Source organism: Intrasporangium sp. (assembly GCF_051961875.1).
Lineage (GTDB): Bacteria > Actinomycetota > Actinomycetes > Actinomycetales > Dermatophilaceae > Intrasporangium_A.
The window spans coordinates 1-4,914 of the sequence record NZ_JBQCCV010000040.1 but is presented as its reverse complement, the minus strand read 5'-3'; the positions used below and the strand labels follow the sequence as shown (position 1 = coordinate 4,914).

At 70.6% G+C, this 4,914-nt stretch carries 3 protein-coding genes and 1 pseudogene; 2 read left to right on the top strand and 2 right to left on the bottom strand.

Annotation, left to right across the window (positions count from 1 at the left end):
• A pseudogene (locus ACTHJJ_RS02440) lies at nucleotides 1-218 on the bottom strand (2-oxoacid:ferredoxin oxidoreductase subunit beta); the annotation flags it as partial.
• Nucleotides 215-2,083 (bottom strand): 2-oxoacid:acceptor oxidoreductase subunit alpha, encoded by a 1,869-nt coding sequence (locus tag ACTHJJ_RS02435; RefSeq protein ID WP_440301346.1) that lies wholly within the window; start codon nucleotides 2,081-2,083, stop codon nucleotides 215-217. The gene ACTHJJ_RS02435 and the pseudogene ACTHJJ_RS02440, both read right to left, overlap by 4 nt.
• Nucleotides 2,084-2,301: 218 nt before the next feature.
• Between ACTHJJ_RS02435 and ACTHJJ_RS02430 the strand changes: the two genes are divergently transcribed.
• Together ACTHJJ_RS02430 and ACTHJJ_RS02425 are read left to right on the top strand one after the other, a co-directional pair.
• Nucleotides 2,302-3,438: an ROK family transcriptional regulator gene (locus ACTHJJ_RS02430; RefSeq protein ID WP_440301345.1), complete on the top strand. Its 1,137-nt coding sequence runs from the start codon at nucleotides 2,302-2,304 to the stop codon at nucleotides 3,436-3,438.
• A 59-nt stretch (nucleotides 3,439-3,497) separates the two neighbouring features.
• On the top strand, nucleotides 3,498-4,862 hold the full coding sequence (locus ACTHJJ_RS02425) for an extracellular solute-binding protein (RefSeq protein ID WP_440301344.1): 1,365 nt from the start codon (nucleotides 3,498-3,500) through the stop codon (nucleotides 4,860-4,862).
• The last annotated feature ends 52 nt before the right edge of the window (nucleotides 4,863-4,914 follow it).

Here is a 4,914-nt window from a genome sequence, read left to right as displayed (position 1 = left end):
ATGCCGGAGATGAACACGATGTTCTCGCGCTTGAGGCCCAGCTCCGGCAGGAAGCCCTGGATCGCGGCGAGGATCGCGTAGTCCCCGCACCCGGGGCACCAGCGGACCTCCTGGTCGGAGGTGAAGTCCTTCTTGCCGAGCGTCTCGCCGTCGGCGAGGCGCGGTACGCGGGCGGTGCCGCTGTCGGCGGGACGGGGAAGGCCGAGGTCGATGCTCACTGCTGGTGCTCCTTGACTGCTCGCGCGATGACGTCGGCCAGCTCCGTCGCAGGGAACGGGAGCCCGCGCACGGCCGTGTGGGACTGGATGTCGACGAGGAACCGCGCCCGCAGCAGCAGGGCCAGCTGGCCGAGGTTCATCTCGGGGACGATGACGTGGTCGTAGGCGCGCAGCACGTCGCCGGTGTTGGCCGGCAACGGCGCGAGGTGGCGCAGGTGGGCCTGGGCGACGCGGGCCCCGGTCGCGCGGGCGAGGCGGACGCCGGCCGCGATCGGGCCGTAGGTCGAGCCCCACCCGAGGACCAGCACGCGCGCGTCGCCGGTCGGGTCCTCCACCTGCAGGTCCGGCACCCGGATCCCGTCGATCTTCGCCTGACGGAGCCGGACCATGTGGTCGTGGTTGTCCGGGTCGTAGGAGATGTTGCCGGTCACGTCGGCCTTCTCGATCCCGCCGACGCGGTGCTCGAGGCCCGGCGTGCCGGGGATGGCCCACGGCCGGGCCAGCGTCTCCGGGTCGCGCAGGTACGGGTGGAAGACCGGCTCGCCGGCGTCGTTCGTGTCGTTCGGCTCGGTGGGGAACTGCACCGACAGGTCGGGCAGCTCGGCGGTCGTCGGGACCTTCCACGGCTCCGCCCCGTTGGCCAGGTAGCCGTCGGAGAGCACGATCACCGGGGTGCGGTAGGTCGTCGCGATGCGCACCGCCTCGAGGGCGATCTCGAAGCAGTCGCCGGGGGTCGATGGGGCCACCACCGCGACCGGCGACTCGCCGTTGCGCCCGAACAGGGCCTGCAGCAGGTCGGCCTGCTCGGTCTTGGTCGGCAGGCCGGTCGACGGGCCGCCGCGCTGGATGTCGCACACGACGAGCGGCAGCTCGAGCGAGACCGCCAGCCCGATCGTCTCGGCCTTGAGGGCCAGGCCCGGGCCGGAGGTCGTGGTCACCCCGAGCGACCCGCCGAAGCTCGCCCCGAGCGCGGCACCGACGCCGGCGATCTCGTCCTCGGCCTGCATCGTCGTCACGCCATACCGCTTCAGGCCGGACAGGGTGTGCAGGATGTCGGAGGCCGGGGTGATCGGGTAGGACCCGAGGAACAGCGGCAGCCGCGCCTGGTGGGCGGCCGTGACCAGGCCCAGCGCCAGCGCGACGTTGCCGGTGATGTTCCGGTAGGTGCCGGCCGGCATCGCGGCGGGCGCGACCTCATACGCGTTGGCGAAGTCCTCGGTCGTCTCGCCGTAGTTGTAGCCGGCCCGCAGCGCGGTCAGGTTCGCGTCGAGGATGTCCGGCTTGCCGGCGAACTTCGCCTTGAGGAACGCCTCGGTGCCCTCCATGGGGCGCGTGTAGAGCCACGACAGGAGCCCGAGGGCGAACATGTTCTTCGCCCGCTCCTTCTCCTTGCGGGTCAGCCCGTCGAACTCGCCGAGCGCCTCGACGGTGATCGAGGTCAGGGCGACCGGGTGCACGTCATAGCTCTCGAGCGAGCCGTCCTCGAGCGGGTTGGTCGCGTAGCCGACCTTGCTCAGGTTGCGCTTGGAGAACTCGTCGGTGTTGACGATGATCGTGGCGCCGCGCGGCAGGTCGCGCAGGTTGGCCTTGAGCGCCGCCGGGTTCATCGCGACGAGGACATCCGGGGCGTCGCCGGGGGTCAGGACCGCGTGGTCGGCGAAGTGCAGCTGGAAGCTCGACACGCCGGGCAACGTCCCCTGGGGCGCCCGGATCTCCGCCGGGAAGTTCGGCAACGTCGACAGGTCATTGCCCAGCAGCGCCGTCTGCGAGGTGAACCGGTCACCCGTGAGCTGCATCCCGTCGCCGGAGTCCCCCGCAAACCGGATTACGACACGATCGACCCTCTTGACCGTACTGGTGCTCATTCTGGGCGACGTCCTCGTTGTTCTCGTGGTGCGCGGCGCAGCCCGCACCGCTCGTTGCTCCTGACCCAGGAGCCACTTTCCATCGTAGTTCGCCGGTTCGCGGCCCGGGTGTGGTCCTCAGCACGTGGAACGCACGCCGCGGCCTCCCGCGGCGGGTCGAGCGAGGAAGTTCGGCGAAACCCTTGCCGAGAATCTGTTAGTACAGTTTACTAACAAACATGACGAGAGCCCGGCCCGTAGAGAGCGCCGCCCGACGCCGGGTCGCGACCCGGCCGGCGCACGGCCGGCAGCAGAACCTGTCGCTGGTCCTGCAGACCCTCTACGCCGAGGGCGCGATGAGCCGGGCCGACCTCGCACGGGCCACCGGACTGACCCGCGTCACCGTGTCCGACCTCGTCGCCGAGCTGCTCGAGGTGGGGACCGCCGTCGAGCTGGGCCGGGCCGACGACGTCCGGCCGGGCAAGCCGGCCACCCTCGTCGACGTCAACCGCACCGGCCGGCAGATCGTGGGACTCGACCTCACCGCGCACGAGGTGCTCCGCGCGGCGGTGCTCGACCTCGACGGGCAGGTCCTCGCCCGGGCCGAGCGTCCCATCGACCGCAGCGCCGGCCGGGTCGACGTCGACCTCGTCCTGGATCTCGCTCGGGAGGCGCTCGCTCTGGCCACCGCGCCGGTCATCGGCATCGGGGTCGGCACGCCGGGCATCGTCGTCGAGGACGGCCTGGTCGCGACGGCACCGAACCTCGGCTGGGTCGACGTGCCGCTGCGGCAGGCACTGGCCGAGGCGACCGGCCTGCCAGTCCACGTCTGCAACGACGCCGACGCTGCGGTCCACGCGGACTACACCCTCGGCGGCGGGCTGGACGACGTGCTCCTCGTCAAGATCGGCCGGGGCGTCGGTGCCGGGCTCATCGTCGGCGGCCGTCGGGTGCAGGGCGCCCACCACGCCGCAGGCGAGCTGGGGCACGTGACGGTCGGGACGGACGGGGGCGCCACCTGCCGCTGCGGCAAGGTCGGCTGCCTCGAGACCTGGCTGTCCGCGCCGAACCTCGAGGCCGCCCTCGCGGGCCGGTCCCCCGAGGAGACGCCCGAGCCGCTGCGGTCGGCGGGGGAGCGGCTCGCCATCGCGGTCGCACCGGTCGTCGCCGCCCTCGACCTCGCCGAGGTCGTCCTCAGCGGTCCCGAGCACCTGCTCGCCGGGCCGCTGCTCGAGTCCGTCGAAACCACCCTCCAGGAGCGGCTGCTCACGCGGCCCGGCTCCTCCATCTGCGTCCGCCTCGCCGCCGACTCGCGGGACATCGTCCTGCGCGGCGCGGCGGCGCTGGTCCTCTCGGACCAGCTGGGGGTCGCCTGAACGCCCTGTTCGGCGCCATCCGTACCGGTTCAGCGAAGAGCCGCATCGAAAGGACAATCATGAACAAGCATCTCGGCCTCGCGGCGGCGACCGCGACGGCCCTGTTGCTCACCGCGTGCAGCGGTGGGGCGGGGGGCACCGACTCGCCGGCGACCGCGGCGGGTGACTCCACCGGAGCGGGCGCGGACCGCTCGATCACCTTGTGGCTGGTCGGTGGTGACACCCCTGACGAGCTGCGGACCTACCTCAAGGACACCTTCAAGGCGAAGACGGGCGCGACCCTCAAGATCGAGGAGCAGACCTGGGGCGACATCGTCACCAAGCTCACGACCTCGCTCCCCGACGCCAACAACACCCCGGACGTGACGGAGCTCGGCAACACCCAGTCGCCGACCTTCACCAACGTGGGGGCTTTCCTCGACGTCTCCGACCTCTACGACTCGCTCGGCGGCAGCAAGCTGCTCCAGTCCTTCGTCGACGTCGGCAGCGTGGACGGCAAGCACTACGCCCTGCCCTACTACTTCGGCTCGCGCTTCATGTTCTACCGCAAGGACCTCTGGAAGGAGGCCGGCGCCAACGTCCCGACGACCCTGGACCAGTTCAACCAGGCCGTCACGTCGATCACCGCGAAGAACCCACGGTCGATCAAGAACTTCTCCGGCTTCTTCCTCGGCGGGCAGGACTGGCGCAACGGCGTCGCCTGGATCTTCGCCAATGGCGGCGACCTGGCGAAGAAGGAGAACGGGCAGTGGGTCTCGAGCCTGTCCGACCCCAACACGGTCAAGGGCCTCGAGCAGCTGCAGGCCATCTACCGGAACGCCTCGAAGGCACCGGCGGACGCCAAGGACGCGACCCCGTGGCTCTACGTCAACGACAGCGACGAGATCCTCGACGACCAGCAGAAGGTGACGGGCAAGACCTCGCTCGCCGCGGCGACGATCATGGCCCCGAACTGGGCGCACTGGTCGATCGGTGACCTCAAGGAGAAGGACGGCAAGAAGGTCCGGGATTGGAACGACAAGACCTTCGGCGCGTTCGTCCTGCCGGGCAACGACGGCAAGCCGGCCCCGGTCTTCGCGGGCGGCTCGAACATCGGGATCTCGGCGAAGACGAAGAACCCCGAGCTGTCCAAGGAGCTGATGAAGATCATCTTCAGCCCCGAGTACCAGCAGAAGCTCGGCAAGGCCGGTCTCGGCCCGGCCAACTCCGACTACGTGTCCTCGCTCGGTGACGACCAGTTCGCCAAGGCGACCATCGAGTCGGCCAGCAACTCGAAGCTCACGCCGGCCGCGCCCGGGTGGGCGACCGTCGAGTCGAAGAACCTCATGGAGGAGTTCTTCAGCAAGATCCGCGACGCCCAGGACCTCACGGCGCTCGCCAAGGAGTATGACGGCAAGATCACTCCGCTGCTGAACCTCCAGTGAGGACCCCGCGGCCGGGGGAGCCCCCCGACCCCCGCCGCCGGGGTCCGCACCC

What these genes read in the sequence shown, in the direction of transcription:
- ACTHJJ_RS02425 (WP_440301344.1), top strand. Translation starts at nt 3,498, where the DNA reads ATGAACAAGCATCTCGGCCTCGCGGCGGCGACCGCGACGGCCCTGTTG.
- ACTHJJ_RS02430 (WP_440301345.1), top strand. Translation starts at nt 2,302, where the DNA reads ATGACGAGAGCCCGGCCCGTAGAGAGCGCCGCCCGACGCCGGGTCGCG.
- ACTHJJ_RS02435 (WP_440301346.1), bottom strand. Translation starts at nt 2,083, where the DNA reads ATGAGCACCAGTACGGTCAAGAGGGTCGATCGTGTCGTAATCCGGTTT.